The organism is Pseudomonas sp. No.21 (assembly GCF_054558415.1).
The window spans coordinates 155,642-181,900 of the sequence record NZ_BAAJNO010000002.1 but is presented as its reverse complement, the minus strand read 5'-3'; the positions used below and the strand labels follow the sequence as shown (position 1 = coordinate 181,900).

The window sequence follows — 26,259 nt, the reverse complement described above, 5'->3', positions numbered from 1 at the left end:
GCCTGTTCCAGCGCGTCTTTTCAGGGCTTGGTTTGCTTCTTGCATTTTCCTGCCCATCGCCGAGATGCCCGACCTATGACCATCAACGACGCCCTGCACCGACTGCTGCTCGACAACCTGACCACTGCGGTGATCCTGCTCAACGCCGACCTGCGGCTCGAGTACATGAACCCCGCGGCCGAGATGCTCCTGGCCGTCAGCGGCCAACGCAGCCACGGCCAGTTCATCAGCGAGCTGTTCACCGAGTCGCCCGAGGCCCTGACCTCGCTGCGCCAGGCGGTGGAACAGGCGCACCCCTTCACCAAGCGCGAGGCCATGCTCACCTCCCTCGCCGGGCAGACCCTGACGGTGGACTACGCGGTGACGCCCATCCTCAACAAGGGCGCTACCCTGCTGCTGCTGGAAGTGCACCCGCGCGACCGGCTGTTGCGTATCACCAAGGAAGAGGCCCAGCTGTCCAAGCAGGAAACCACCAAGTTGCTGGTGCGCGGCCTCGCCCATGAGATCAAGAACCCCCTGGGCGGTATCCGTGGCGCCGCCCAGCTGCTTTCCCGCGAGCTGCCGGAAGAGCACCTGAAGGACTACACCAACGTCATCATCGAGGAGGCCGATCGCCTGCGTAACCTGGTGGACCGCATGCTCGGCTCCAACAAGCTGCCATCGCTGGCGATGACCAACGTCCACGAAGTGCTGGAGCGTGTCTGCAGCCTGGTGGAAGCGGAGAGCCAGGGCGGCATCACCCTGGTGCGCGACTATGACCCGAGCATCCCGGACGTGCTCATCGACCGTGAACAGATGATCCAGGCCGTGCTCAATATCGTGCGCAACGCCATGCAGGCCATCTCCGCCAACAACGACCTGCGCCTCGGGCGCATCACCCTGCGTTCGCGCACCCTGCGCCAGTTCACCATCGGCCACACCCGGCACCGCCTGGTGACCAAGGTGGAGATCATCGACAACGGCCCGGGCATCCCGCCCGAACTGCAGGAAACCATCTTCTACCCCATGGTCAGCGGGCGCCCGGACGGTACCGGGCTCGGGCTGGCCATCGCCCAGAACATCATCAGCCAGCACCAGGGGCTGATCGAGTGCGAAAGCCATCCCGGCCACACCGTCTTCTCGATCTTCCTGCCGCTGGAACAAGGAGCCGCATCCTCATGACTCGTAGTGAAACTGTCTGGATCGTCGACGACGACCGCTCCATCCGCTGGGTCCTGGAAAAGGCCCTGCAACAGGAAGGCATGACCACCCAGAGTTTCGAAAGCGCCGACAGCGTGCTCACCCGCCTGACCCGCCAGCAGCCGGACGTGATCATCTCCGACATCCGCATGCCCGGCGCCAGCGGCCTGGACCTGCTGGCGCGCATCCGCGAACTGCACCCGCGCCTGCCGGTGATCATCATGACCGCCCACTCGGACCTGGACAGCGCCGTGGCGTCCTACCAGGGCGGCGCCTTCGAATACCTGCCCAAGCCCTTCGACGTCGACGAGGCGGTCTCCCTGGTCAAGCGCGCCAACCAGCACGCCCAGGAGCAGCAGAGCCTGGAAGCCCCGGCCAACCAGCCGCGCACCCCCGAGATCATCGGCGAGGCGCCGGCGATGCAGGAGGTGTTCCGCGCCATCGGCCGCCTCAGCCACTCCAATATCACCGTGCTGATCAACGGTGAATCCGGTACCGGCAAGGAGCTGGTGGCCCATGCGCTGCATCGCCACAGCCCGCGCGCCGCCTCGCCCTTCATCGCCCTGAACATGGCGGCGATCCCCAAGGACCTGATGGAATCCGAGCTGTTCGGCCACGAGAAGGGCGCCTTCACCGGCGCGGCCAACCAGCGTCGCGGCCGCTTCGAGCAGGCCGACGGCGGCACCCTGTTCCTCGACGAGATCGGCGACATGCCCGCCGACACCCAGACCCGCCTGCTGCGGGTGCTGGCCGATGGCGAGTTCTACCGCGTGGGCGGCCATACCCCGGTGAAGGTGGACGTGCGCATCATCGCCGCCACCCACCAGAACCTGGAAAACCTGGTGCAGGCCGGCAAGTTCCGCGAAGACCTGTTCCACCGCCTCAACGTCATCCGCATCCATATCCCGCGCATGTCCGACCGCCGCGAGGACATCCCGGCGCTGGCCCGCCACTTCCTCGCCCGTGCGGCCCAGGAGTTGGCCGTGGAGCCCAAGCTGCTCAAGCCGGAGACCGAGGAATACCTGAAGAACCTGCCCTGGCCGGGCAACGTGCGCCAGCTGGAGAACACCTGCCGCTGGATCACCGTGATGGCCTCGGGTCGCGAAGTCCACGTGGACGACCTGCCGCCGGAACTGCTGACCCAGCCCCAGGACGCGGCGCCGGTCACCAACTGGGAGCAGGCCCTGCGCCAGTGGGCCGACCAGGCGCTCGCCCGCGGCCAGTCCAGCCTGCTGGACAGCGCCGTGCCGTCCTTCGAGCGGATCATGATCGAGACCGCGCTCAAGCACACCGCGGGCCGTCGCCGCGACGCCGCCGTGCTGCTGGGCTGGGGCCGCAACACCCTCACCCGCAAGATCAAGGAACTGGGCATGAAGGTGGATGGCGGCGACGAGGACGACGGCGACGACGCCTGATCCGCCCTGCTCCACCCTCCACTCCGACCTCGCGGGCCTGCTGGCCCGCGACGCATTTCAGGCGGCCCCCCCGCCTCACCGCGTTGTAGGAGCGAGTTCGTTCGCGACGGACCGCCAGCCGGTCCATGGAAGCCCCTCGGAAAGGCCGCCCGCGAATGGATTCGCTCCTGCTCCCCTCCCCCGCGTTTTCCCCATGAAGCCAGCTCGAGGCCCACCCGCCCCCTGTCCAGGGCGCACCCGCGCAGGCGGCAGCCGGGGGAAAACGTTCACGACTGGTGCCATGCACCGCTTCGGCGCATCAAAAATGTGCTCAGAAAATGTTCAGGAGCTGACTGCCGCCTGCCTGGAACAGGGCATTCCGTGATCCGCCCGGAAAAGCCAGGAAAGGCCAGAGCCCAATGAATACGGGGCCTCTGGCCATGTGACGGGGAATCCAACGGAGGTGGAAAGAGGCCGAATGCGAAAACTGGCACAGCCTCTGCATTGGTAGAGACAACCCGTTTCGGGGACCTTGGTACAGGCAGGCCGGGGATCCCTCTTTTATGCAAGACCCTTCGCTGCCACCGCCATCGCGTCGAGCCGAGCTCCGCGGGCGAGCTGTGAAGGACGATGGTTTTGGGGGCCTTGGTACAGGCAGGCCGGGGAATCCCCTTTCTTACAGCGCCACGCTGTCACGACGGCTTCGAGCCCGGACAGCGCAGCGACGACCCGTTTCGGGGGCCCAGGTACAGGCAGGCCGGGGATTCCCCTTTCTTATCCCGCCCGGGAGCCGAGACAACGGCACCGGACAGCAGCGACGACCCGTTTCGGGGACCTTGGTACAGGCAGGCCGGGGCATCCCCTTTCTTATCCCTCCCGCAGGCTGATCTGCAGCCGCCACTTGCCGTCCACCTCGGCTCCACTCCACTCCCCATGCAGGGGGCGGGTCGCCACGAAGTGCAACAGCAACCCATTGCGGGTCATCTGCAAGCGCCAGTTCAACGCCTTGCCGCCCAATTGCAGGCGGCCCTTCTGCGGCTCGGCGCTGGCGTCGAAGACAAAGGCCAGCGCCCCGTCCATGTGTTCGGCCCGCTGGCGCGGCTCGCCGTCGAACCACAGCGCCAGCCCGTCGGGCAACGCCTCCACCCGCTCCAGGTGGATCGGCCCCGGCGCGGTCAGGCGGCCGATCATCAGCCCGACCAGCAGTCCGAAAATCGCCAGCGACCCCAAAAACCGCGGCCACATGCGCCGCCTCGGGTCTTCATCGGGAGTAGAATGCCGCCGGTTTTGGGGCAGGGGGCCACGCATGTTTCACGTCATCCTTTTTCAACCGGAAATTCCGCCGAACACCGGCAACATTATCAGGCTGTGCGCCAACTCGGGCTGCCACCTGCACCTGGTCGAACCCCTGGGTTTCGAGCTCGACGACAAGCGCCTGCGTCGCGCCGGGCTGGACTACCACGAGTACGCCACCCTGCAGCGCCACGCCGACCTGGAGAGCTGCCTGGCGAGCCTGGGCCACCCCCGCGTGTTCGCCTTCACCACCAAGGGCACCCGGTTGTTCCACGAGGTCGCCTTCGAGAAGGGCGACGCTTTCCTCTTCGGCCCGGAAAGCCGCGGCCTGCCGGAAGAAGTGCGCGAGGCCCTGCCGCCCGAGCAGCGCCTGCGCCTGCCCATGCGTCCCGGCTGCCGCAGCCTGAACCTGTCCAACAGCGTGGCCGTGGCGGTCTACGAGGCCTGGCGCCAGCACGGCTTCAGCCTGGACTGAGCCGGGCGATCAGGCGCCCACAAAAAAGCGCCCCGAGGGGCGCTTTTTCTTCATCCAGCGCGGATCAGGCGTTGGCCGGCGCTTCGCCGGCGGCCTGCAGGCGCGCCATTTCCTGCGCGTACAGGGCGTCGAAGTTCACCGGGGCCAGCATCAGCGCCGGGAACGAGCCACGTACGACGAGGCTGTCCAGGGTTTCGCGGGCGTAGGGGAACAGGATGTTCGGGCAGAAGGCGCCCAGGGTGTGGCTCATGGAAGCCGCGTCCAGGCCCTTGATCAGGAAGATGCCGGCCTGCTGCACTTCAGCGATGAAGGCGGTCTCTTCGCCGTTCTTCACGGTCACGGAAAGGGTCAGCACCACCTCGTGGAAATCGCCGTCCAGCGACTTCTGGCGGGTGTTGAGGTCCAGCGCCACGCTCGGGGTCCACTCCTGGCGGAAGATCTCGGGGCTCTTGGGGGCCTCGAACGACAGGTCACGCACGTAGATGCGCTGCAGCGAGAATTGCGGGTTCTGTGCTTCCTGGGAAGCGCCGTTGCTTGCTTGTTCAGTCATGGCAGAGCCTTCTTGTTCGTACGTTTTAAAGTTCGGTCACGCCTTGAGCAGAGCATCCAGCTTGCCCGCCCGCTCAAGGGCATAAAGGTCGTCACAGCCGCCCACATGGGTCGAACCGATCCATATCTGCGGCACCGAGGTGCGGCCCGCCTTGCGGGTCATCTCGGCGCGGACGTCGGGCTTGCCATCGACGCGGATCTCTTCGTACTGGACGCCCTTGCTGCCGAGCAGTTGCTTGGCCCGGATGCAGTAGGGGCACCAGTCACTGGAGTAGATGACGACGGCAGCCATGTTCACTTCACCAACGGCAGGTTTTCGCCACGCCAGCTGCCGATGCCGCCGGACAGCTTGAACGCGGTGAAACCGGCTTTCTGCAGGTCACGGCAAACGGTGCCAGCATGCTGGCCCATGGTATCGACCACTATGATGGTCTTGTCCTTATGCTTATCCAGCTCCGCAAGGCGAGCAGCCAGCTTTTCGTAGGGGATGTTCAGCGAGTCGACGATGCGGCCGCTGGAGAAATCCTTGTTGCTGCGCACGTCGAGGACGACGCCCTGGCCACTGTTGACCAGCGCTGTGAGCTCGCGGGTGCTGATGCTGCGGCCGCCACGGCGCAGTTCGTGGGCGATCAGGAGCACCAGCAGGACGACGAAGGATGCGCTCAGTACATAGTGGTTAGTGGCAAATTCAATCAGGTGGGCGAACATCGACGGGTCCCGGGACGGTAAAATGCCGGCCAGTATACACAGCACCACAGGTCCACCAAACCCCGCACGGCGGTGACGCACAAGGAACTTGTACGTAAAATGCCGCTCCCTTTTTGATCTTCTTGTGCCATGCGAGTCGGACTTATGACAGCCACGCCCAAACCCCTGGTTCTGATCATCCTGGACGGCTTCGGTCACAGTGACAGTCCCGAGTACAACGCCATCTACGCTGCCACCAAGCCGGTCTATGACCGCCTGCTGGCCACCCAGCCGCACGGCCTGATCTCGGGCAGCGGCATGGACGTGGGCCTGCCGGACGGGCAGATGGGCAACTCCGAGGTCGGCCACATGAACCTCGGCGCCGGCCGCGTGGTTTACCAGGACTTCACCCGCGTCACCAAATCCATCCGTGATGGCGAGTTCTTCGCCAACCCGGTGATAGTCGAGGCCGTGGACAAGGCCGTTGCCGCCGGCAAGGCCGTGCACTTCATGGGCCTGCTTTCCGATGGCGGCGTGCACAGCCACCAGGACCACCTGGTCGCCATGGCCGAACTGGCCGCCCGGCGCGGTGCCGAGAAGATCTACCTGCACGCCTTCCTCGACGGCCGCGACACCCCGCCGAAAAGCGCCGAGCCCTCCATCGAGCTGCTCGATGCCACCTTCGCCCGCCTGGGCAAGGGCCGCATCGCCAGCCTGATCGGCCGCTACTTCGCCATGGACCGCGACAACCGCTGGGACCGCGTCGAAGCCGCCTACAACCTGATCACCGAAGGCCGGGCCGAGTTCACCGCCGCCAGCGCCCGTGAGGGCCTGGCCGCCGCCTACGAGCGTGGCGAGAGCGACGAATTCGTCAAGGCCACCCGTATCGGCGAAGCCGCCCCGGTGCAGGATGGTGACGCGGTCATCTTCATGAACTTCCGTGCCGACCGCGCCCGCGAGCTGTCCCGCGCCTTCGTCGAGCCCGGCTTCAAGGAGTTCCCGCGCCAGCGCGAAATCGCCCTGGCCGGCTACGTGATGCTGACCCAGTACGCCGCCAGCATCCCCGCGCCCAGCGCCTTCAAGCCCGAATCCCTGGACAACGTGCTGGGTGAATACCTCGCGGCCAACGGCAAGACCCAGCTGCGCATCGCCGAGACCGAGAAGTACGCCCACGTGACCTTCTTCTTCTCCGGCGGCCGCGAGGAGCCCTTCGAGGGCGAAGAGCGCATCCTCATCCCCTCGCCCAAGGTCGCCACCTACGACCTGCAGCCGGAGATGAGCGCCCCCGAGGTGACCGACCGCATCGTCGACGCCATCGAGAACCTGCGCTACGACGTGATCATCGTGAACTACGCCAACGGCGACATGGTCGGCCACACCGGCGTCTTCGAAGCCGCGGTCAAGGCCGTCGAGTGCCTGGACACCTGCCTGGGCCGCATCACCGCTGCCCTCGACAAGGTCGGCGGCGAGGCGCTGATCACCGCCGACCACGGCAACGTCGAGCAGATGGAAGACGAAGCCACCGGCCAGGCGCACACCGCGCACACCTGCGAGCCGGTGCCCTTCATCTATTACGGCAAGCGCCAGGTCAGCCTGCGCGAAGGCGGCGTGCTCGCCGACGTGGCCCCGACCCTGCTGACCCTGATGGGCCTGCCGGTGCCGGCCGAGATGACCGGCAAGAGCATCGTCGAACTGAAATGACCCGCGCGCCGACCACCGGCGCCGCGGTTTCGCATCGAACGCCCCGCAGCTCAGGCTTCGGGGCGTTTTTTTTGCCGAGCGCGACGGGCATACTAGGCCCGTCTTCCTCCCTGGTGCCGCACGCCCCCATGTTTCGCGCCCTCACCCTCATTCTCCTTGCCTGCCTGCTCGCGCCGGCCGTCGCCGACGAGCGCGCGCAGACCCAGCAGCAGCTGGACCAGGCCGCCAAGGACGTCACCGAACTCAAGAAACTCCTCAAGCAGTTGCAGGAGGAGAAGTCCGGCGTGCAGGCGGACCTGAAGAAAACCGAATCCGAGATGGGCCAGCTGGAAAAGCAGGTCAAGGACCTGCAACAGGAACTCGACAAGGGCGAAGGCGAAGTGAGGCGCCTGGACCAGGAGAAAAAAAAGCTCCAGGGCGCGCGCCTTGAACAGCAGAGGCTGATCGGCATCCAGGCGCGCGCCGCCTACCAGAGTGGCCAGCAGGAATACCTCAAGCTGCTGCTCAACCAGCAGCACCCCGAGAAATTCGCCCGCACCCTCACCTACTACGACTACCTCAGCCAGGCCCGCCTGGAGCAGCTCGACGCCTTCAACGAGACCCTGCGCCAACTGGCCAACGTCGAGCGCGACATCGCCACCCAGCAGGCCGCGCTCATCGAGCAGAAGAGCGCCCTGGACAGCCGCCGCGAGCAGCTCGCCGGCCTGCGCAAGGAGCGCCAGCTGGCCCTGGCCAAGCTCAACCGCGACGTGACCGACCGCGACCAGAAGCTCAAGGCCCGCCAGCAGGAGCAGGCCGAGCTGGGCCGCGTGCTCAAGACCATCGAGGAAACCCTCGCCCGCCAGGCCCGCGAGGCCGAAGAGGCCCGCAAGCGCGAACTGGCCGAGCGGCAGCGCCAGGAAGACGAGCTCAAGCGCTCCCCGGCCGCCGCCAAATCCCTCTCCGGCCCCCTGGTTTCAAGTACCGGCGGCAACTTCGGCGGCCCCTTCGCCAGTGCCCGGGGCAAGCTGCCCTGGCCGGTCGACGGCCGTCTCGTTGCGAGATTTGGAACTCCTCGCGGCGAAGACGCACGAACTAAGTGGGACGGCGTACTGATCGGCGCCGCCGCAGGCAGCCAGGTGCGCGCCGTGCATGGGGGCCGCGTGGTCTTCGCCGACTGGTTGCGCGGCGCGGGGCTGTTGGTCATCCTCGACCACGGCAACGGCTTCCTGAGCCTGTACGGCCACAACCAGAGCCTGTTGAAAAATGCCGGCGACATCGTCAAGGCGGGGGAGTCCATCGCCACCGTCGGCACCAGTGGCGGGCAGGATTCGCCCGCGTTGTATTTCGCCATCCGCCAGCAGGGCCGCCCCAGCGACCCCGCGCAGTGGTGCCGAGCGCAAGGATAAGCGCCACTTCATTCCGTAGGAGTTGATTCGCATGCCGCATCTGTCCCGCCTTACCTCCCTGGCCATGGCCCTGGCGCTGCTCGGCGGTGCATCGCTCGCCTCCGCCGCCCAGGAGCCCGCAGCGCCGGCGCCCGCCCCGGCAGCGGCGGCGAACGGCAAGGCACCGCTGCCCCTGGACGAGCTGCGCACCTTCGCCGAGGTGCTGGACCGGATCAAATCCGCCTACGTCGAGCCGGTGGACGACAAGACCCTGCTGGAGAACGCCATCAAGGGCATGCTCAGCAACCTCGACCCACACTCCGCGTACCTGGAGCCCGAGGCCTTCCAGGAGCTTCAGGAAAGCACCAGCGGCGAGTTCGGCGGCCTGGGCATCGAAGTGGGCACCGAGGACGGCTTCATCAAGGTCGTCTCGCCCATCGACGACACCCCCGCCTCCAAGGCCGGCATCCAGCCGGGCGACCTGATCGTCAAGATCGACGGCCAGCCGACCAAGGGCCTGTCGATGATGGAAGCCGTGGACAAGATGCGCGGCAAGGCCGGCAGCCCCATCGTCCTGACCCTGGTACGCGAGGGCGGCCAGCCCTTCGACGTCGAGCTCAAGCGCGCCGTGATCAAGGTCAAGAGCGTGAAGAGCCAGTTGCTGGACAAGAACTACGGCTACATCCGCATCACCCAGTTCCAGGTCAACACCGGCGAGGAAGTGGGCAAGGCGCTGGCCAAGCTGCGCAAGGACAACGGCGACAAGAAGCTCGCCGGCCTGGTCCTCGACCTGCGCAACAACCCCGGCGGCGTGCTGCAGTCCGCGGTGGAGGTGGCCGACCACTTCCTCACCAAGGGCCTGATCGTCTACACCAAGGGCCGCATCGCCAACTCCGAGCTGCGCTTCTCCGCCGACCCGGCCGACGCCAGCGAAGGCGTACCGCTGGTGGTGCTGATCAACGGCGGCAGCGCCTCGGCGGCCGAGATCGTCGCCGGCGCCCTGCAGGACCACAAGCGTGGCGTGCTGATGGGCACCGACAGCTTCGGCAAGGGCTCGGTACAGACCGTGCTGCCGCTGAACAACGACCGCGCCCTGAAGCTCACCACCGCGCTCTACTTCACCCCCAACGGCCGCTCCATCCAGGCCCAGGGCATCGTCCCCGACGTGGAAGTGGCCCGCGCCAAGGTGACCCGCGAACAGGACAGCGAGAACTTCAAGGAAGCCGACCTCGCCGGCCACCTCGGCAACGGCAACGGTGGCGCCGACAAGCCCAGCTCCGGCAAGGCCAAGGCCGCCCAGGCCCGCCCGCAGGACGACGACTACCAGTTGAACCAGGCGCTGAACCTGCTCAAGGGCCTGAACGTCACCCGCGGGGATTGAGGTGAGCCGGGGAGCCTGGCTGCTGGCGCTGCTGCTCGGCGCGTCGGCGATCCAGGCCCGCGATCCCCTTCCGCCCCTGCCCCGGCTGCCCCTCGCGGCGCCGGAGCCGGCGGCGCCCGCCCAGGCGCTGCCCATCCAGCCCGGCCCCTTGAGACTTGGCCCCGAGCAGCCGGCCACGGCCTCGCCCACCGCCCCGTCCAACCCAGGCCCGGCAACACCGCCCGCCAAGGCCGACGGGCCGGCGCAGGCCGCTCCCGCCGCTCCGGCCACCCCGCTCGACAGCCGCCCGCGCCTGACCCTGGTGATCGACGACCTCGGCCAGACACCCGAGCGCGATCGACGCGTGCTCGCCCTGCCCGGCCCGGTGGCCCTGTCGATCATCCCCGATGCGCCCCACGCCACCCAGTTGGCCAACAACGCCCACGCCGCCGGCAAGACGGTGATGCTGCACCTGCCCATGGACCCGGCCGGCGGCCCCTTCGCCTGGCACCCGGACATGCCGGTGGACGAACTGCAGCGGCGCCTCGACGCCGCCTTGCGCGTGGTGCCTCACGCCCAGGGCCTGAACAACCACATGGGCAGCCGCATGACCGCCCAGCCCCAGGCCATGGCCTGGCTGATGCACCGCCTGCAGGGCGATCACCGCTTCTTCATCGACAGCCGCACCAGCGCCGCCACCGTGGCCGCCGCCGAAGCGCAGAAGATCGGCCTGGCGAGCCTCTCGCGGGATGTCTTCCTCGACGACGACATGCACCCCGAAGCCATCGCCGCACAGTTCCAAGCCGCGCTCAAGCTCGCCCGCAAGCAAGGCTCGGCGGTGATGATCGGTCACCCCCACCCCGCCACCCTGGCGCTGCTCGAACGCGAGCTACCGCGCCTGAAGGCACAGGGCTTCGAGCTGATCGGGGTGCAGCAGATGATCGCCCTGCGCAGCAACCGCGCCATGGCGGCCCACGGCAAGGGCGGCGTCTATCGCTGAATCGGCGTGCGCCAGCGCAAATTCCCCGGCATCGCGGCTGGGCAAACGTGCGGCGAATACTTAGGCTTCAGCGCCTCTTCTGCAAGGATGCCGCTCCATGTCCCGTCGCGTTTCCCTGATCAAGGCCCTCCTCCTCCTGGCGTTCGCCATCGCCGCGGCGGTGCCCACGGGCTATATCTGGATCATTGTCAGCGCCAAGCTGGAACTCGGCGGCGCCAGCCCGGGCGAAGAGGTCGTGGGCACCACCAGCCGCGTCGAGCAACGGGCCCGCCAGCAATACTGCACCGGCGTGCTGGCGACACCGAAGAACACCTGGCTGGTCGGCCGAATGGACCGCGCGGAAAAGGCCGAGGAACAGCCCGGCATCGACCTCGATGCACTGATCCGCGGCGGCGCTGCCGAACCGGACGACGAGGAGCCCTCGGGCTTCGGTGGCCTCTTCGGCGGCGGCCTCTCCAGCGATCCGCAGACCACCTACCTGTCGCGGCTCGACGCCAACGGCGAGTTCGTCCAGGTCGCCCACCTCGGCGAAACCGCCTGCCTGGTGGCGACGCCCGATGGCGACGCCCTTTACCTGCTCACCGGCGTCAACCGCCCCGATGAGTGGCAGCAGGCGGATATCCGGCAGACGGTGGTCCTGCGCAGCGACGACCAGGGCGCCAGCTGGGCGCCCCTGGACCAGGGCCTGCTGGCGGAGGCCAACGACCTGGCCTGGGCGCTCGAACCCTATTTCTTCGACAACCGGCAGGTCTGGGCCTGGGCCAGCCTGCCGCAGAGCGGCAGTGCCTACGGCGCGCCCGAGAACCTGCGCGGCGGCCTCTACTACTCGCCCGACCAGGGCGCGACCCGCGAGGCGATCGTCGCCAGCGACGATCTGCTGGTCAGCCTCGACACCATCCGCAGTCGCGCACCTGAAGGCGTCAACTGGGGCGACTACAACGGCGAGTACGGCCGCATCACCAGCCACATCCGGCAGTTCGACGACCAGCACGCGGCGATCTGGGTCTCGCAGTCCTTTCTCTACGGCGAGCCCGACGGCATGTACCTGACCACCCCGGTGTTCGTCACCAGCAAGGCCCGCCTGGTACGTGAACAGGGCCAGTGGCGGATGGGCCCGCTGGAACGGGAGTTCGGCCTGCACCTGGACGAGGTGGTGAGCAACGACGACAAGCGCGTGATCGCGGTGATCGAGCGCGAAGGAGACGAGGCCACCCGGGTCGCCGAACTGGACCGGCAGACCCTCGACTGGCAAGCCCGGGGCAGCCTGCCCAGCCCATTCTGGCCGCTGCCCTCCAGCACCGGCCTGCGCGGGTTCAGCATCGGCAAGGGGGTTCTGCTGGCCAATACCGACAGCAGCTACAGCGTCCCCCTGTGGCTCTACCCAAAGGGCAACGGCGAGCCGGCGACCATTTCCTCCGATGCGGTGTTCTATTCACGTGACTGGGGTCGGAGCTGGAGCCGCCTCGCCATCGAAGGCTACCTGGGCGTGCAGGGGCTGGACCCGCGCACCGACCGGGTGTTCTGGGCAGAAGGCGACTGGTACGACGTCAACCCGGACAAGCGCATCCACAGCTACCGCCTGGACTGACGCGCACGGCAGAGCCTGCCAGAGCAGCCGTATGAGGGGGTTCATTTGAGCTTGGGAAACCACGCCCTTAGGGCGTGGTCATGAGTTATCGGCTCTGCCCCTGACGATTCGAGTTGAGAACCCAGCAGGATGAACGCGTGCCGTGGGGTGTGCCGTGCGCACCGCCACACGGTGCTTCTGGCAGGCTCCCCTGGTGCGCGTGGCACACCCTATGTCCACACGCCGAAGTCTGGCTACGCCCCTTCATAGGGACCAAGGCACGTCCACGCTCTACGAATCCGGATTTTTACCCGGTGATGGGCAGCCCGTGTGCACACGGGGCCTAATCGACAGAACGTCAAAGCACCAGAACGGTGCAAGCGCTACCCACCCAGCGGGGTGGATAGCGGCAGGCGGGGTTACAGGTAGTTCTTGGTCACTTCGTCGACGAAGCCATCGGCACGCATCTGGTCGAGGGCCTTTTGCAGGCGCTCGATCACCTCGTCCGGGGTGTCCTTGTTGAAGGCCAGGTACAGCTCGGCATCATTGAAGCGCAGCACGGTCTGCAGGCCGGTGACGCCTTCCTGCTTGGCCAGGTAGCGGCCGACCGGGTCGGTGGTGGCCCACAGGTCGATCTGCCCCTTGATCAGCTTCTTCACGTTCTCCTGGTCACGCAGGGCGTTCTGCGGGGACAGGCCCTGGCTTTCCAGGTGCTGGCTCACGGCGTCGTTCTTGTACGCGCCGATGCGGTACTGGCCGGCGCTCTTCAGGTCCTTGAGGGCGATGTTGTTGCCCGGGGCGGCGAGCAGCACCCAGCCGGTCTTGGCGACGGGGCCGACCCACTTGAACAGCGGCTGGCGCTCGGGCGTGAAGGTGGTGGAAAACAGGCCGTAGTTGGGCTTGTCCAGGGTCAGGCGATAGAGCCGATCCCAGGGGAAGCGCAGGGTGAGGGTGTATTCGATGTTCGCGCGCTTGAACATCTCGCGGACGATATCGGTGCTGATGCCGTCGATGCCGTCGTCACGGGCGAAGTTCTTGTCGTCCACCGCCATGTTGAAGGGCGGGAAGTTCTCGGTCAGCAACACGACCTTGTAGTCGGCCGGAAGCTCGGCGCGGGCCCCGAAGGCCAGGAACATCAGGCCCAGGGTCAGGGCGTTTCTCATCAGTTTGTGCATTGTCATCCGCTCGCTTGAATTTGTGGTTATGGCTAGCGACTTCCCTGCATGGGCCTCGGCCCACGGACGTATGGATCGCCCCGTCCTGCCATCCAATGGCAAGCGACCGGCTCTTGGCCGGTCGCTGGGTATCACAGGTAGCTGTTGAGGATCTGGTCGACCAGGCCCTCGGCGCGCATCTTGTCCAGCGCGTCCTGCAGGCGCTTGACCACCTCGTCGGGGGTCTCCTTGTTCAGCGCCAGGAACAGTTCGGCCTTGTTGAAGCGCAGCACGGTCTTCAGGCCCGAGACGCCTTCCTGCTTGGCCAGGTAGCGGCCGGCGGGGTCACCGGTGGCCCAGAGGTCGATCTGGCCCTTCTCCAGCTTCTTGGCGTTCTCCTGGTCACGCAGGGAGGTCGTTGCCTCGATGCCTTTCTCGGCCAGGGCCTGGGAGATGGCATCGCCCTTGTAGGCGCCGACCTTGTATTGCTTGGCCTGCTCCAGGCTGGTGAGGCTGATGGTGCTGTCGCCACGGGCGAGCAGGACCCAGTCGTCCGGGCCGATGGGGCCGACCCACTTGAAGGACTGCTCGCGCTCCGGCAGGCGGGCGGTGACGAAGATGCCGTAGTCGGGCTTCTCCAGCGCCAGCTTGTAGATGCGCTCCCAGGGGAAGCGCAGGGTCAGGTTGTACTTGATGCCTGCGCGCTTGAACATTTCCTTCACCACGTCCACGGCGATGCCGTCGACGTTGTCTTCCTGAGCGAAGTTCTTTCCGTTGATCGCCATGTTGTAGGGCGGGAAATTCTCCGTCAGCAGCACCACCGAGTAATTCTCATCCACATCGGCGCGGGCGAATCCGGCCAGCACCATGAGAGTGCCCGCCAGAGCGAGCAGGAGGCGTTTCGACATATACAACTACCTTGTAAGGAGGGATGGGAAAAACCGCTGATTCGGTCCCCGTGGGTACAGGGTAACGACGTCAGCCGCCCAGGCTGCGAACCGGATCACGGTTGCAGCCGAAGCTCAATTAAAGGCAAGAATCGTGCTCAACGCACGACGATGCCGCGACTTGCGAGATAGGCCTTGGCCTCCGGCACGGTGAATTCGCCGAAGTGGAAGATGCTCGCCGCCAGCACCGCGTCGGCCTTGCCTTCGAGGATGCCGGCCGCCAGGTGCTCCAGATTGCCCACGCCACCGGAGGCGATCACCGGGATGCCGACGGTTTCGCTGATGGCCCGGGTGACGCCCAGGTCATAGCCGCTCTTCACGCCGTCCTGGTCCATGCTGGTCAGGAGGATCTCGCCGGCACCCAGCTCTTCCATCTTCTTCGACCAGGCCACGGCATCCAGGCCGGTGGGCTTGCGCCCGCCGTGGGTGAAAATTTCCCAGCGCGGCGTTTCCCCGGGTGCGGAAACCTTCTTCGCGTCGATGGCGACCACGATGCACTGGGAACCGAAGCGCGCGGCGGCCTCGCCGACGAACTCCGGGTTGAACACCGCGGCGGTGTTGATGGAGACCTTGTCGGCACCGGCGTTGAGCAGGTTGCGGATGTCCTGCACGGTGCGCACGCCGCCGCCCACGGTCAGCGGGATGAACACCTGGCTGGCCATGCGTTCCACCGTGTGCAGGGTGGTGTCGCGGCCATCGACGCTGGCGGTGATGTCGAGGAAGGTGATCTCGTCCGCGCCCTGCTCGTCGTAGCGACGGGCGATCTCCACCGGATCACCGGCATCGCGGATGTTCTCGAACTTCACGCCCTTGACCACGCGGCCGTTGTCCACGTCGAGGCAGGGGATGATGCGTTTAGCCAGGGCCATGCTTTTTCTCCGAAAAACAGCTGCAGGCTGCAAGCGGCGCGCTTCAGGAGCGGGCCAGGACCAGCAGCGCCGTTACGTGTCGCTTATCGCTTGCCGCTTGTCGCTGCATCGCAGAAGGCCTGGGCCTCGGCGACGTCCAGGGTGCCTTCGTAGATGGCGCGGCCGGTGATGGCGCCGATGATGCCGGGGGCCTTGGCGGCCAGCAGCTTCTCGATGTCACCCAGGTTGTGGATGCCGCCGGAGGCGATCACCGGGATGCGGCTGGCAGCGGCCAGGGCCGCGGTGGCCTCGACGTTGCAGCCCTGCATCATCCCGTCCTTGGCGATGTCGGTGTAGACGATGGCGGAGACGCCGTCGGCCTCGAAGCGACGGGCCAGGTCCACGGCCTGCACGGTGCTGACCTCGGCCCAGCCGTCGGTGGCGACGAAGCCGTCCTTGGCGTCCAGGCCGACGATGACCTTGCCCGGGAAGGCCTTGCACGCCTCGGTGACGAATTCCGGCTGCTTCACCGCCTTGGTGCCGATGATCACGTAGCTGACACCGGCCTTGACGTAGTGCTCGATGGTTTCCAGGGAGCGGATGCCGCCGCCGATCTGGATCGGCAGGTTCGGGTAGCGCCTGGCAATGGCGGTGACCACCTCGCCGTTCACCGGCTGGCCTTCGAAGGCACCGTTCAGGTCCACCAGGTGCAGGCGGCGGCAGCCACCCTCCACCCATTTGGCGGCCATGCTCACCGGGTCGTCGGAGAACACCGTGGAATCTTCCATGCGGCCCTGGCGCAAGCGCACGCAGGCACCGTCCTTCAGATCGATTGCGGGAATAATCAGCATGTCTTTTTTCCTAACGTCTAAAAGAGCGGCAAGTTGCGAGCCTCAAGCTGCAAGCAGGCGCATTGGTTTCTCTTGCAGCTTGGGACTCGTCGCCCTCAGTTACCTTTCTCGAGCGCCCACAGGTCGCTCTCGATGCTCTCGAACCTGTCTTTCAGGTGCGCCTGCACGTCGAAGATCGCCTTGTTATAGAAGGTCGGGGCGAATTCCCGGGCGAAGAAATCCAGTACTTCCTCGGCCTCGAACGAGCCCAGCTCCAGCTCGAAGCGCTCGGCCATGAAGCGCTTGATCGCCAGCACGGCGCCTTGCGTCTGGGCGGCATCGAGTTGCAGGACGGGGGCTTTCTTCGCGCGGCTCATGGCTTACCAGCGGCCATCCCAGGCGGCGAAGTTCTGCAGCAGCTGCAGGCCGTTGGTGTGGCTCTTCTCCGGGTGGAACTGCACGGCGAAGCGCGAGCCTTCGGCCAGCGCGGCGGCGAAATCCTTGCCGTAGTGGCCGCGACCGGCCACCTGGCGGGGGTTGCCGGCCTCGATGTAGTAGCTGTGCACGAAGTAGAAGCGGCCGTGGTCGGGAATGCCGTGCCACAGCGGGTGGTCGAGGGTACGGGCCACCTCGTTCCAGCCCATGTGCGGCACCTTCAGGTGCTCGCCATCCTCAACCATGCCCTTGCCGAAGAAGCGCACCTTGCCGGGGAACAGGCCGATGCAGTCGACCCCGCCGTTCTCCTCGCTGTGCTCCAGCAGCGCCTGCATGCCGACGCAGATGCCGAGGAAGGGACGGTCCCTGCTCACTTCGCGCACCAGTTCGTCGAAGCCCAGGCGGCGGATCTCGGCCATGCAGTCGCGGATCGCCCCCACGCCGGGGAAGACCACGCGATCGGCCTCGCGGATGACGTTGGCGTCGCTGGTGACCATCACCCGCCCGGCGCCCACGTGTTCCAGGGCCTTGGCAACCGAGTGCAGGTTGCCCATGCCGTAATCGATGACAGCGACCGTCTGCATCAGAGCACGCCCTTGGTGGAAGGCATCTGGCCGGCCATGCGCGGGTCGAGCTCGATGGCCATGCGCAGCGCGCGGCCGAAGGCCTTGAACACGGTCTCGATCTGGTGGTGGGTGTTGTGGCCACGCAGGTTGTCGATGTGCAGGGTCACCAGGGCGTGGTTGACGAAGCCCTGGAAGAACTCCTGGAACAGGTCCACGTCGAAGCCACCGACCACGGCGCGGGTGAAGGGCACGTGCATCTGCAGGCCGGGGCGACCGGAGAAGTCGATCACCACGCGCGACAGCGCTTCGTCCAGCGGCACGTAGGAGTGGCCGTAGCGGACGACGCCCTTCTTGTCGCCGATGGCCTGGGCGAAGGCCTGGCCGAGGGTGATACCGACGTCTTCGACGGTGTGGTGGTCGTCGATATGCAGATCACCCTTGCACTCGATGTCCAGGTCGATCAGCCCATGGCGGGCGATCTGGTCGAGCATGTGCTCGAGGAAGGGCACGCCGATGTCGAAGCGCGCCTTGCCAGTGCCATCCAGGTTGATCGAGACCTTGATCTGGGTCTCCAGGGTGTTGCGTTCGACGGATGCCTTACGTTCGGCCATCACCAGCTCCGCAAAAATCATTGGGCAAAAGGGGCGACATTATAGGCCGAGAATGCGACGGGCTTGAAGCCGATCGGCGGGAGGACTGCAGGAGGGCTGAAACGCTCGGGGCCGACATGCTGTCGGCCCCGGCGATTCAAAGGCGTGGCACTCAGCTGAACAGCGCAGCTGTCTTCTGCAGGGTGATCCACACGCCCCATGCCAGCGGCAGGCCCACGGCCAGCCAGGCGGCGATCACCAGCGGCTTGCTGGACGGATCGGCCGCCCACTCGAGGTCCGCGGCTTCCTTGCTGGCGTCATGGCCGATGGCACGCTCGGCGGCCAGTTCGGCGTCGGTCATGAAGTACTTCGGATCCACCGGGCGCACCAGCATGTTGCAGATGAAGCCCAGCACCAGCAGGCCGGCGAGGATGTACAGGGTGATGTCGTACGCGGCGGCGCGCTCGACGCCGATGCTCAGCTGGTATTCGCGGATGTAGTTCACCAGCACCGGGCCGAGGATGCCGGCGAAGGCCCAGGCGGTCAGCAGGCGTCCGTGGATGGCACCGACCATCTGGGTGCCGAACAGGTCCGCCAGGTAGGCCGGCACGGTGGCGAAGCCGCCGCCGTACATGGACAGGATCAGGCAGAAGCAGAACACGAAGAACGCGACGCTGCCCAGGTGACCGGTCCAGGGCACCAGCGCGTAGAGCACGAAGCCGAGGGCGAAGAACACGAAGTAGGTCGCCTTGCGCCCGATCAGGTCGGAGAAGGACGCCCAGAAGAAGCGGCCACCGATGTTGAACAGGCTCAGCAGGCCGGTGAAGCCCGCGGCGATGGCGGCGATTTGCGCCAGCTGCGCGGCATCGAGCTGGTTGAAGCTCAGGTGGTTGCCGATCAGCTTGCCGGCGAAGACTTCCTGCAGCAGCGGGGAGGCCATGCCGATGATGCCGATGCCGGCGGAGACGTTGAGGCACAGCACGGCCCAGACCAGCCAGAACTGCGGGGTCTTCCAGGCGGTGTTCACGTGGACGTGGCCCTTGGTGATCATCGCGTTGTTGACGCGCTTCACCGGTGCGGTCCAGCCCTTGGGCTTCCAGCCGGTCGGCGGTACGCGGTAGGCCAGGGCGCCACCGACCATGAAGACGAAGTAGATCGCCGCCATGACCACGAAGCTCTGCCAGACGCCGACGCTTTCAGCGCTGGCGAAGTGGTTCATCAGCTCGGCAGCCAGGGGCGCACCGACCATCGCGCCACCGCCGAAGCCCATGATCGCCATGCCGGTGGCCATGCCGCGCTTGTCCGGGAACCACTTGATCAGGGTCGAGACCGGCGAGATGTAGCCGAGACCGAGGCCGATGCCGCCGATCACGCCCAGGCCCACCCACATCAGCCAGATCTGGTGGATATAGACGCCGAACGCCGCGATCAGCAGGCCGCCGCACCAGCAGAAGGCCGAGACCAGGCCCGCCTTGCGCGGCCCGGCATGTTCCAGCCAGCCGCCCCAGACGGCGGCCGAGCAGCCGAGGAAGATGAAGAACAGGGTGTAGATCCAGCCGAGCATCGAGATCTGCCAGTCGCAATCGCTGGCGAAGACCTGGGCGAAGAAGCCCAGCTCGGGGGCACAGGCGACCGGCGCGGTGATGCCGATGGCCTTGGACAGGGGCAGCCAGAACACGGAGAAACCGTAGGCCATGCCGATGCACAGGTGGATGGCGAGGGCCGCCGGCGGAACCAGCCAGCGGTTGAAGCCCTGTCGGGCCACCGTCCGTTCCTTCGACAGGAACGCCGGCCGGGCGTCGCTGCCCGGACTCAAGGTACTGCTCATTGATTATTTATCCTTTATAGGTGCACGCAGGTGGGCGGCCCGTACCGAACTGGTTGCTCCCCAAGCACGGGCCACGCGCAAAACCGCAAGTCCCACGAGACTGCGGCATTGCGTCGCGTATTATCCCGTCCTCACCGCCCGCGCCTCAATAAGGACTCGCATGCCCGTCATCGTCGAAACCCCCAGCACGATCAGCGACCAGGACAGGAACGACCTCGCCCGCATCTATGCCGACGCCCCCGATTGGCTGTTCGCACCTTTTGCCGGGACTGAGCACCTGGTCACATCCGCGCTGGCCGAAGGCAGCCTGATCACCGGCCGCTTCAACGATCGCCTGCTCGGTGCAGCCCTGCTGCGCCGTGGCGAAAAGCACTGGCAGCTCTCGCACCTCTGCGTGCGTGCCATCACCCGCCAGCGTGGCGTGGCCGGGCGCCTGCTCGACGAAGCCCGGCGCATGGCCCGTGAAGCCGGCTGCGAGCTGCAGCTGGCAGCCCCCGCCGACCACCTGGAAAGCCAAGCGCTGGCCGCCCGCACCCACCTGCCGCTCGTCGGCTTCTAAGCCTCAGGCCGTCGCGGCCCCCTGCGCCGTGCGGCCCAGCAGCACCAGCCAGGCCAGGCTGCCCAGGCACACCCCCACCAGCACCAGCCCCAGCCACCACAGCCCCGGCGCCAGCCAGACGCTCCAGCCCAGCGCGAGGCCGGCCATCGCCACCAGGCGCAGCGCCTCGACTCTCCAGAGGGTGCCGCGCCCCTCGAACAGCACCCCCAGGCTCAGGCAGCCCGCAAGGATCGCCACCACCAACAGCCAGGGCTCCCACACCGCCGCGCGGCGCACGCTGGCGAGAAAACCCAGCGCCAGCAGGTTGATCAGCAGGAACTGCACGAAGGCGTAGGCCACCAGCTGCCGGGGGTAGTTGGCCTCGAAACGCTCCTCGGTCATCGCCGGCCAGGGCCGCTCGCGCACATCCGCCGGGCGCCAGCCGGTAGGCATCCACCACAGGCGCAGCCTGTCCCACCAGGAGCGGGTCGCCCGGGCGTCGGCCCAGAGCAGCCGCCACCAGCTGAACTGCAGGCGGATCGGGTCGAAGGTGCGCACCGGCGTGGTCACGCCATAGATCACCGGCTCGCGCTCCTCGGTGAAAGTGCCGAACAGCTTGTCCCAGAGGATGAACACACCACCGTGGTTGCGATCGATGTAGCAATCGTTCTGCCCGTGATGCACGCGGTGCAGCGAAGGCGTCACCAACACCTTCTCCAGCCAGCCAAGGCGCCCTACGTGCTGGCTGTGGATCCAGAACTGATAGGTGAGCTGCACGCCCAGCAGCACCAGAAACAGTGGCAACGGCAGCCCGAGCAGCGCCAGGGGCAGGTAGAAGGGCCAGTCGAAGGCGGTCTGGAAGGCCCCCTTGCGCAGCGCGGTGGACAGGTTGAAGTCCTCGCTGGAATGGTGCGGCTGGTGCGCGCCCCACAGCAGGTTGTAGCGATGCAGGGTGCGGTGGGCCCAGTAGAAGCAGAAATCCACCGCGACGAAGCCGCCGAGCCAGACCCAGGGCGAGGCCGCATCCAGCTCCAGCAGCCGCCCGTGTTCGTAGAGCCAGGCATAGGGCAGCACCAGCAGCAGGCGCAGCGGACCTTCCAGCAGCACCCGCAGCACGGCGGTGTTGATGCTGGTGGCGGCGTCCGCCAGGCGGTAGGTGGAGCGACCGGAATACCGCTCGTAGGCGAGCTCCAGCAGCATCAGCAGGATGTAGAGGGGGAAGGCCAGCACCGCCACGTTCATGGGCACCTCGTCATTGTCATACCGGTGGCGGCCAGACTAGATCAGCGCCACGCCGCCCTTCCCGGCCGCTCGCGCCAAACGGCGGTGCGACGCGCGCCAGATCCGCCGGGCAGCCGGTGAACCGCCGGGCGATTTCATCATCCAAACACCTGACCTCACGGGCGCTATACTCGGCGCCCTCAATCCAACTGCATCCACCACAAGGACTCGTCCATGAAATCCATCGGCAAACTCCTGGGCCTACTCCTCCTCGGACTGTTGCTGATCGTCGTGGCGCTGGGCTTCGCCCTGACCCACCTGTTCGACCCTAACGACTACAAGGACGAGATCCGCCAGATCGCCCGCGACAAGGCCAACCTGGAACTCGACCTCAAGGGCGACATCGGCTGGAGCCTGTTCCCCTGGCTGGGCCTGGAACTGCACGACACCACCCTGGCCAGCGCCGCCACCCCCGACAAACCCTTCGCAGACCTGGCCATGCTCGGCCTCTCCGTGCGCGTGCTGCCGCTGCTGCGCAAGGAAGTGCAGATGAGCGACATCCGCATCGAGGGCCTCAACCTGACCCTGGTGCGTGACGAGAAGGGCCACGGCAACTGGGAAGACATCGGCCGCCCGGCCCAGGCTACCCAGGCCGCGCCCACCGACGCCACCGAGCCGGGCACCCCGGGCGATGCCCCGGCCCAGCAGCCCGACAGCGCGCCGGCGCGCCCGCTGAAGCTGGACATCGACAGCCTCACCGTGAACAACGCCCGCGTCGACTACACCGATGCCAAGACCGGCAAGCAGTACAGCGCAGAAAGCATCGAGCTGACCACCGGCGCCATCCGCGAAGCCGCCAGCATCCCGTTCAAGCTCACCGCTTTCTTCGGCAGCAACCAGCCGCTGATGCGCGCCAAGACCGAACTGGCCGCCAACCTGCGCTTCGACCGCGCCCTCAAGCGCTACCAGCTCGAAGACGCCAGGCTCAGCGGTGAAGCCTCGGGCGAGCCGCTCAAGGGCAAGACCCTCACCTTCAACGCCCAGGGCCAGCTGCTGGCCGACCTCGCCGCCAACGTCGCCGAGTGGAACGGCCTGAAGCTCTCCGCCAACCAGCTGCGCGCCCTCGGCGAGCTCAAGGTCCACGACCTCGACAAGACCCCACGCCTGGAAGGCGGCCTGTCCATCGCCCAGCTCGATTTGCGCGAGTTCCTCACCGGGCTCGGCGTCGAACTGCCTGCCATGCAGGACGCCGGCACCCTGAAGAAATTCGAAATGGCCGCCAAGCTGGCCGGTACGCCCGGCAGCCTCGCCCTGGAACAGCTCAACCTGAAGCTGGACGACAGCACCTTCAACGGCCGCCTGGCCATCGCCGACCTCGACAAAGAGGCCCTGCGCGTGCAGCTCAAGGGCGACAAGCTCGACCTCGACCGCTACCTGCCGCCGCAGAAGAAGGACAAGGACACCAGCGCGCGCCAGGCCGAAGTGCAAGGCGCCGTCGCCGCTGCCGGCCAGGCCGGCACCACGCCGCTGCCCGACAAGCCCACCCAGCAGGCCTGGAGCCAGGAACCGGTGCTGCCGCTGGAGACCCTGCGCAAGCTCGACCTGGAAGCCGACCTCGCCTTCGGCCAGTTGACCGTCGACAAGCTGCCCCTGGGCGACGCCCGCCTCAAGGCCCGCGGCAAGGGCGGCCTGGTCGAACTGGAACAGCTGCGTGGCGCCCTCTACGGCGGCGACTTCGAGGCCAAGGCCAGCCTCGACGTACGCCCGCCGGTGCCGCTGCTGACCGCGCAGAAGCGCATCAACCACATCCCGGTGGAGAAGATCCTCACCGCCCTGGAACAGAAGCCCCCGGTACGCGGCGCCCTCGACCTCAGCGCCGACATCCGCACCAGCGGCAACAGCCAGAAGGCCTGGGTCGACGGCCTCAACGGCACCGCCAGCTTCGTCCTGAACGACGGCGCGCTGCTCGACGCCAACCTCGAACAGCAACTGTGCCAGGGCATCGCCACGCTCAACCGCAAGGCCCTCACCACCACCTACAGCGGCAAGGAGACCCCCTTCGAGCAGCTGCAGGGCAGCCTGGTGTTCAACAACGGCGTGGCCAGCAACCCCGACCTCAAGGCGCGCATCCCCGGCCTGTCGCTGAGCGGCAACGGTGATGTGGACCTGCGCGTGCTCGGCCTCGACTACCGCATCGGCATCGTCATCGAGGGCGACAAGGGCGAGATGCCCGATCCGGCCTGCCAGGTGAACAAGCGCTATGTCGGCATCGAATGGCCGCTGCACTGCCGTGGCCCGCTGGAGATCGGCGCCAAGGCCTGCCGCCTGGACAAGGACGGCATGGGCAAGATCGCCGCCAGGCTGGCCGGCGACAAGATCAGCGAGAAGCTCGAAGAGAAGCTCGGCGACAAGGTCAGCCCGGAACTCAAGGACGCACTCAAGGGGTTGTTCAAGCGATGAGCCCCGAGCAGTTCTCCAGCGCCGTCCTCGACTGGTACGACCGCCACGGCCGCCATGACCTGCCCTGGCAGCTGGGCATCACCCCGTACCGCGTCTGGGTTTCCGAAATCATGCTGCAGCAGACCCAGGTCAGCACCGTGCTCGGCTACTTCGACCGCTTCATGGCAGCCCTGCCCACCGTGCGCGACCTGGCCGAGGCCCCCGAGGACGAGGTGCTGCACCTGTGGACCGGCCTGGGCTACTACACCCGTGCGCGCAACCTGCAGAAGACCGCCAAGATCGTCATGGAACGCCACGGCGGCGAGTTCCCCCGCGATGTCGAGCAGCTCGCCGAGCTGCCCGGCATCGGCCGCTCCACCGCCGGCGCCATCGCCAGCCTGTCCATGGGCCTGCGCGCGCCGATCCTCGACGGCAACGTCAAGCGCGTACTGGCCCGCTACGTCGCCCAGGAGGGCTACCCGGGCGAGCCCAAGGTCGCCAGGCAGCTGTGGGCGGTCGCCGAGCGCTTCCTGCCCCACGAACGCGTGAACAACTACACCCAGGCGATGATGGACCTGGGCGCCACCCTCTGCACCCGCAGCAAGCCCAGTTGCCTGCTGTGCCCGCTGCAGAGCGGCTGCCAGGCGCACCTGCTCGGCCTGGAGATCCGCTACCCGATCCCCAAGCCGCGCAAGGAACTGCCGCAGAAGCGCACGCTGATGCCCATCCTGGCCAACCGCGAAGGCGCCATCCTGCTCTACCGCCGCCCCTCTACCGGGCTCTGGGGCGGGCTCTGGAGCCTGCCGGAGCTGGACGACCTGGCCGCCCTCGAACCCATCGCCAGCCAGCACGCCCTGCGCCTGGGCGAGCGCGAGGCGCTGCCGGAGCTGACCCACACCTTCAGCCACTTCCAGCTGGCCATCGAACCCTGGCTGGTGCATGTGGAGGGCGACCAAGGCGTCGTGGCCGATGCCGACTGGCTCTGGTATAACCTCGCCACCCCGCCGCGCCTGGGCCTCGCCGCCCCGGTGAAGAAGCTGCTCAAGCGCGCGGCCGATGTATTGAATGCAGGAGAAAAGCCATGACCCGCACCGTCAAGTGCCGCAAGTACAACGAAGAGCTGCCCGGCCTCGACCGCCCGCCCTACCCCGGTGCCAAGGGCGAGGATATCTTCAACAACGTCTCGAAGAAGGCCTGGGACGAATGGCAGAAGCACCAAACCCTGCTGATCAACGAGCGTCGCCTGAACATGATGAACGCCGAGGACCGCAAGTTCCTCCAGGCCGAGATGGACAAGTTCTTCTCCGGCGAGGAATACGCCAAGGCGGACGGCTACGTCCCCCCGAGCGCGTAAGCGCCCGTAAAGGCTGAAAATTTTTTTCGAAACACGCTTGACGACCCCCGATGAAATCCGTTTAATAGCGCCCCGTTGCCCAGGTAGCTCAGTTGGTAGAGCAGGGGATTGAAAATCCCCGTGTCGGCGGTTCGATTCCGTCCCTGGGCACCACCTTCAAGCTTTCAGGTGGTGCCGGCATCAGCTGAAAGCAAACGAAAAACCCGCCTAGTGCGGGTTTTTTGTTGCCTGCGATTCGGTGTCCGGAACTCGCCCATACCTCGACACTCTGAGGCCTGTACTAACCGTAGTCAGGCCATCTCATGCGCGCCCCCCTCCTCCTGCTCCTTGGCCTCACCCCCCTGTTCGCCTGGGCCGCTACGCCCTCGCCGTGCATGGAGCGCGGCTCGGCAGCGGAGACCAACGATTGTGCATACGAACTCCGCCAAAGGGTCGACGACCGTCTCCAGGCCCGGCATGACCAGTTGCTGGCCAGGGAGGGCACGCAACAGAGGGCGCTTCATCGGAAGCAGTTCAAGGCCTGGCTGGAGACACGCGCGCAACGCTGCGAGATCCGGACCCGGAATGTCCGCGACACGCCCCTGGGGGAGGCGCATTTCCAAGACTGCCTGCGCGACGCCAGCGAACAGCGCCTGCGCAGGATCAATGAAGACGCCGCCGCATCCTGCACCCTGCGCCATGCCACTCGTCCTCTCGGCGAGGCCCGGTGCGGCCATGGACGGCCGGATGCAGCGCCTGCCTTTGATTTCTAGTTGAACGCCCGAGGAGCCCTCCAGCTCGAAACAGCATGACCCCAGGAGGTGCCCCATGACCGGAAAAGACGACCTGCCCGTGGACAAGGACCCGCAGAAACCCGGACGCGACCCCGAACCCGTCGACCCGGACCGCGACGATGGCGAGCAGCCGCGGGACCCGGACGAGTCGCAGGTGGAGTGAA

The 26,259-nt window shown here is 66.7% G+C and carries 27 protein-coding genes and 1 tRNA gene; 15 read left to right on the top strand and 13 right to left on the bottom strand.

Annotation, left to right across the window (positions count from 1 at the left end; all coding sequences use genetic code 11):
• The first annotated feature begins 75 nt into the window (after positions 1-75).
• Complete coding sequence (glnL, locus tag ACYJSS_RS03600) at positions 76-1,161, top strand: nitrogen regulation protein NR(II) (RefSeq protein WP_111264262.1); 1,086 nt, start codon at positions 76-78, stop codon at positions 1,159-1,161.
• The gene (gene ntrC, locus ACYJSS_RS03595; protein ID WP_111264261.1) at positions 1,158-2,594 is read left to right on the top strand and encodes a nitrogen regulation protein NR(I); all 1,437 of its coding nucleotides are present in this window, start codon (positions 1,158-1,160) and stop codon (positions 2,592-2,594) included. The genes glnL and ntrC overlap by 4 nt, the downstream gene beginning before the upstream one ends.
• Before the next feature lie 846 nt (positions 2,595-3,440).
• Here the strand turns inward: ntrC and ACYJSS_RS03590 are convergent.
• Positions 3,441-3,881 carry a hypothetical protein gene (locus tag ACYJSS_RS03590; protein ID WP_111264748.1) on the bottom strand — a complete coding sequence of 147 codons (441 nt, stop codon included), beginning with the start codon at positions 3,879-3,881 and terminating at the stop codon, positions 3,441-3,443.
• Here ACYJSS_RS03590 and trmL point away from each other — a divergent pair.
• Positions 3,880-4,341, top strand: a complete 462-nt coding sequence (trmL, locus tag ACYJSS_RS03585) for a tRNA (uridine(34)/cytosine(34)/5-carboxymethylaminomethyluridine(34)-2'-O)-methyltransferase TrmL (protein WP_111264747.1) — start codon at positions 3,880-3,882, stop codon at positions 4,339-4,341. The two genes, ACYJSS_RS03590 and trmL, sit on opposite strands and share 2 nt — an antisense overlap.
• A gap of 64 nt (positions 4,342-4,405) precedes the next feature.
• On the opposite strand, the gene secB is transcribed toward trmL, so the two are convergent.
• From secB to ACYJSS_RS03570, 3 genes are read right to left on the bottom strand one after another with little or no spacing between them, the layout of a single operon-like run.
• Positions 4,406-4,891, bottom strand: coding sequence for a protein-export chaperone SecB (gene secB, locus ACYJSS_RS03580; RefSeq protein WP_021218677.1), 486 nt, complete (start codon positions 4,889-4,891; stop codon positions 4,406-4,408).
• A gap of 36 nt (positions 4,892-4,927) precedes the next feature.
• Positions 4,928-5,182, bottom strand: a complete 255-nt coding sequence (grxC, locus tag ACYJSS_RS03575) for a glutaredoxin 3 (protein WP_111264746.1) — start codon at positions 5,180-5,182, stop codon at positions 4,928-4,930.
• 2 nt (positions 5,183-5,184) lie between these two features.
• Positions 5,185-5,598, bottom strand: a complete 414-nt coding sequence (locus tag ACYJSS_RS03570) for a rhodanese-like domain-containing protein (RefSeq protein ID WP_111264745.1) — start codon at positions 5,596-5,598, stop codon at positions 5,185-5,187.
• A 144-nt stretch (positions 5,599-5,742) separates the two neighbouring features.
• On the opposite strand from ACYJSS_RS03570, the gene gpmI reads away from it, so the two are divergent.
• From gpmI to ACYJSS_RS03545, 5 genes are all read left to right on the top strand, one after another.
• Positions 5,743-7,278: a 2,3-bisphosphoglycerate-independent phosphoglycerate mutase gene (gpmI, locus tag ACYJSS_RS03565; RefSeq protein ID WP_111264744.1), complete on the top strand. Its 1,536-nt coding sequence runs from the start codon at positions 5,743-5,745 to the stop codon at positions 7,276-7,278.
• Positions 7,279-7,406: 128 nt separating this feature from the next.
• The gene (locus tag ACYJSS_RS03560) at positions 7,407-8,666 is read left to right on the top strand and encodes a murein hydrolase activator EnvC family protein (protein ID WP_111264743.1); all 1,260 of its coding nucleotides are present in this window, start codon (positions 7,407-7,409) and stop codon (positions 8,664-8,666) included.
• A 31-nt stretch (positions 8,667-8,697) separates the two neighbouring features.
• The gene (locus ACYJSS_RS03555) at positions 8,698-10,026 is read left to right on the top strand and encodes a S41 family peptidase (RefSeq protein WP_111264742.1); all 1,329 of its coding nucleotides are present in this window, start codon (positions 8,698-8,700) and stop codon (positions 10,024-10,026) included.
• A 1-nt stretch (position 10,027) separates the two neighbouring features.
• Positions 10,028-11,005 carry a divergent polysaccharide deacetylase family protein gene (locus ACYJSS_RS03550; RefSeq protein ID WP_236204371.1) on the top strand — a complete coding sequence of 326 codons (978 nt, stop codon included), beginning with the start codon at positions 10,028-10,030 and terminating at the stop codon, positions 11,003-11,005.
• A 97-nt stretch (positions 11,006-11,102) separates the two neighbouring features.
• Entirely contained in the window at positions 11,103-12,593 is a 1,491-nt protein-coding gene (locus ACYJSS_RS03545) for a beta propeller repeat protein (protein WP_111260735.1), read from the top strand.
• Positions 12,594-12,991: 398 nt separating this feature from the next.
• On the opposite strand, the gene ACYJSS_RS03540 is transcribed toward ACYJSS_RS03545, so the two are convergent.
• From ACYJSS_RS03540 to ACYJSS_RS03505, 8 genes are all read right to left on the bottom strand, one after another.
• Positions 12,992-13,747, bottom strand: coding sequence for a substrate-binding periplasmic protein (locus tag ACYJSS_RS03540; protein ID WP_111260736.1), 756 nt, complete (start codon positions 13,745-13,747; stop codon positions 12,992-12,994).
• Between the two features lie 131 nt (positions 13,748-13,878).
• A complete protein-coding gene (locus ACYJSS_RS03535; RefSeq protein ID WP_111260737.1) occupies positions 13,879-14,634 on the bottom strand; it encodes a substrate-binding periplasmic protein in 756 nt (251 codons plus the stop codon).
• A gap of 137 nt (positions 14,635-14,771) precedes the next feature.
• Positions 14,772-15,542, bottom strand: coding sequence for an imidazole glycerol phosphate synthase subunit HisF (gene hisF / locus ACYJSS_RS03530; protein ID WP_111260738.1), 771 nt, complete (start codon positions 15,540-15,542; stop codon positions 14,772-14,774).
• An 83-nt stretch (positions 15,543-15,625) separates the two neighbouring features.
• Entirely contained in the window at positions 15,626-16,372 is a 747-nt protein-coding gene (gene hisA, locus ACYJSS_RS03525; protein ID WP_111260739.1) for a 1-(5-phosphoribosyl)-5-[(5-phosphoribosylamino)methylideneamino]imidazole-4-carboxamide isomerase, read from the bottom strand.
• A 95-nt stretch (positions 16,373-16,467) separates the two neighbouring features.
• Positions 16,468-16,728, bottom strand: coding sequence for a DUF2164 domain-containing protein (locus ACYJSS_RS03520; protein WP_111260740.1), 261 nt, complete (start codon positions 16,726-16,728; stop codon positions 16,468-16,470).
• Between the two features lie 3 nt (positions 16,729-16,731).
• Positions 16,732-17,370, bottom strand: coding sequence for an imidazole glycerol phosphate synthase subunit HisH (hisH, locus tag ACYJSS_RS03515; protein WP_111260741.1), 639 nt, complete (start codon positions 17,368-17,370; stop codon positions 16,732-16,734).
• Positions 17,370-17,963, bottom strand: a complete 594-nt coding sequence (gene hisB, locus ACYJSS_RS03510) for an imidazoleglycerol-phosphate dehydratase HisB (protein ID WP_111260742.1) — start codon at positions 17,961-17,963, stop codon at positions 17,370-17,372. Before hisB ends, hisH begins: the two co-directional genes overlap by 1 nt.
• 151 nt (positions 17,964-18,114) lie before the next feature.
• Complete coding sequence (locus ACYJSS_RS03505) at positions 18,115-19,770, bottom strand: OFA family MFS transporter (protein WP_111260743.1); 1,656 nt, start codon at positions 19,768-19,770, stop codon at positions 18,115-18,117.
• A gap of 160 nt (positions 19,771-19,930) precedes the next feature.
• On the opposite strand from ACYJSS_RS03505, the gene ACYJSS_RS03500 reads away from it, so the two are divergent.
• Positions 19,931-20,329, top strand: coding sequence for an acetyl-CoA sensor PanZ family protein (locus tag ACYJSS_RS03500; RefSeq protein WP_111260744.1), 399 nt, complete (start codon positions 19,931-19,933; stop codon positions 20,327-20,329).
• Between the two features lie 3 nt (positions 20,330-20,332).
• Here ACYJSS_RS03500 and ACYJSS_RS03495 read toward each other — a convergent pair whose 3' ends face one another.
• A complete protein-coding gene (locus ACYJSS_RS03495) occupies positions 20,333-21,550 on the bottom strand; it encodes a sterol desaturase family protein (protein ID WP_236204372.1) in 1,218 nt (405 codons plus the stop codon).
• Positions 21,551-21,763: 213 nt separating this feature from the next.
• On the opposite strand from ACYJSS_RS03495, the gene ACYJSS_RS03490 reads away from it, so the two are divergent.
• The 6 genes from ACYJSS_RS03490 (at position 21,764) to ACYJSS_RS03465 (ending at position 26,258) form a co-directional block, all read left to right on the top strand.
• Complete coding sequence (locus ACYJSS_RS03490; protein WP_236204373.1) at positions 21,764-23,989, top strand: AsmA family protein; 2,226 nt, start codon at positions 21,764-21,766, stop codon at positions 23,987-23,989.
• Positions 23,986-25,053, top strand: a complete 1,068-nt coding sequence (mutY, locus tag ACYJSS_RS03485) for an A/G-specific adenine glycosylase (RefSeq protein WP_111260747.1) — start codon at positions 23,986-23,988, stop codon at positions 25,051-25,053. The genes ACYJSS_RS03490 and mutY overlap by 4 nt, the downstream gene beginning before the upstream one ends.
• Positions 25,050-25,322: an oxidative damage protection protein gene (locus ACYJSS_RS03480; protein WP_111260748.1), complete on the top strand. Its 273-nt coding sequence runs from the start codon at positions 25,050-25,052 to the stop codon at positions 25,320-25,322. The genes mutY and ACYJSS_RS03480 overlap by 4 nt, the downstream gene beginning before the upstream one ends.
• A gap of 77 nt (positions 25,323-25,399) precedes the next feature.
• A tRNA-Phe gene (locus ACYJSS_RS03475) sits at positions 25,400-25,475 on the top strand.
• A gap of 149 nt (positions 25,476-25,624) precedes the next feature.
• Positions 25,625-26,074 carry a lysozyme inhibitor LprI family protein gene (locus ACYJSS_RS03470; protein ID WP_111260749.1) on the top strand — a complete coding sequence of 150 codons (450 nt, stop codon included), beginning with the start codon at positions 25,625-25,627 and terminating at the stop codon, positions 26,072-26,074.
• A gap of 55 nt (positions 26,075-26,129) precedes the next feature.
• A complete protein-coding gene (locus ACYJSS_RS03465) occupies positions 26,130-26,258 on the top strand; it encodes a hypothetical protein (protein ID WP_256604778.1) in 129 nt (42 codons plus the stop codon).
• Position 26,259: the final 1 nt, after the last annotated feature.